Source organism: Legionella navarrensis (assembly GCF_052527415.1).
In genome coordinates, this window is record NZ_JBNVZR010000046.1 from 1 (window position 1) to 1,629 (window position 1,629).

The window sequence follows — 1,629 nt, forward strand, 5'->3', positions numbered from 1 at the left end:
TGTGATCACCCAGGCCGAACTGCTGGCCAACGCCAGTGATGTGGATGCCGGCAGCAGTCTTGAGGCTTTGAATCTTTCGATCGCCAGCGGCAGCGGCACGCTGGTTGATAATAATGACGGCACCTGGACCTATACGCCGGCGCTGAATGATGAGAGCAGCGTCAGCTTTAATTTTGATATCAGCGACGGCAGTGCCAACGTTGCCTCTACAGCCAGTCTGGATATTACGCCGGTGAATGATGCGCCTGTGGCCGGAGCGGCTGTTGTTCTCACAGCCATAGCGGAAGACAGCGGTGCACGCCTGATCACTCAGGCTGAACTGCTGGCCAACGCCAGTGATGTGGATGCCGGCAGCAGCCTTGAGGCGCTGAACCTGTCCATAGCCAGCGGCAGCGGCACGCTGGTTGATAATAACGACGGCACCTGGACCTACACGCCGGCGCTGAATGATGAGAGCAGCGTCAGCTTTAATTTTAACATCAGCGATGGCAGTCTGAGCGTTCCCTCGACGGCCAGTCTGGATATTACGCCGGTTAATGACGCACCGGTTGCGGGAGCGGCTGTTGTTCTCACGTCCATAGCGGAAGACAGCGGCGCGCGCCTGATCACTCAGGCTGAACTGCTGGCCAACGCCAGTGATGTGGACGCCGGCAGCAGCCTTGAGGCGCTGAACCTGTCCATAGCATCAGGTGCTGGTAGTCTGGTAGACAACCTGGACGGCACCTGGACCTATACGCCGGCACTGAACGATGAGAGCAGTGTCAGCTTTAATTTTAACATCAGCGATGGCAGTCAGAGCGTTGCTTCCACAGCCAGTCTGGACATTACCCCGGTTAATGACGCACCGGTTGCGGGAGCGGCTGTTGTTCTCACAGCCATAGCGGAAGACAGCGGTGCGCGCGTGATCACTCAGGCCGAACTGCTGGCGAATGCCAGTGACGTAGACGCCGGCAGCAGCCTTGAGGCGCTGAACCTGTCCATAGCCAGTGGCAGCGGTACGCTGGTTGATAATAATGACGGCACCTGGACCTATACGCCGGCGCTGAACGACGAGAGCAGCGTCAGCTTTAATTTTGATATCAGCGACGGTATTGCCAACGTTGCCTCTACAGCCAGTCTGGATATTACCCCGGTTAATGACGCGCCCACAGCGGGAGCGGCTGTTGTTCTCACAGCCATAGCAGAAGACAGCGGTGCACGCCTGATCACGCAGGCCGAACTGCTGGCCAATGCGAGTGATGTGGATGCCGGCAGCAGCCTTGAGGCGCTGAACCTGTCCATAGCCAGCGGCAGCGGCACGCTGGTTGATAATAACGACGGCACCTGGACCTATACGCCGGCGCTGAATGATGAGAGCAGCGTCAGCTTTAATTTTGACATCAGCGACGGCATTGCCAACGTTGCCTCTACAGCCAGTCTGGATATTACGCCGGTGAATGACGCACCGGTTGCGGGAGCGGCTGTTGTTCTCACAGCCATAGCGGAAGACAGCGGTGCGCGCGTGATCACTCAGGCCGAACTGCTGGCGAATGCCAGTGACGTAGATGCCGGCAGCAGCCTTGAGGCGCTCAACCTGTCCATAGCCAGCGGCAGCGGCACGCTGGTTGATAATAACGACGGCACCTGGAT

Annotated in this window: 1 protein-coding gene; it reads left to right on the forward strand. The window is 58.3% G+C overall.

The window, feature by feature from the left end; translation table 11 throughout:
• Window positions 1-1,629, forward strand: a 1,629-nt coding sequence (locus tag ACQUTA_RS13030) for a cadherin-like domain-containing protein (RefSeq protein ID WP_444988697.1), incomplete at both ends; no start/stop codon positions are given.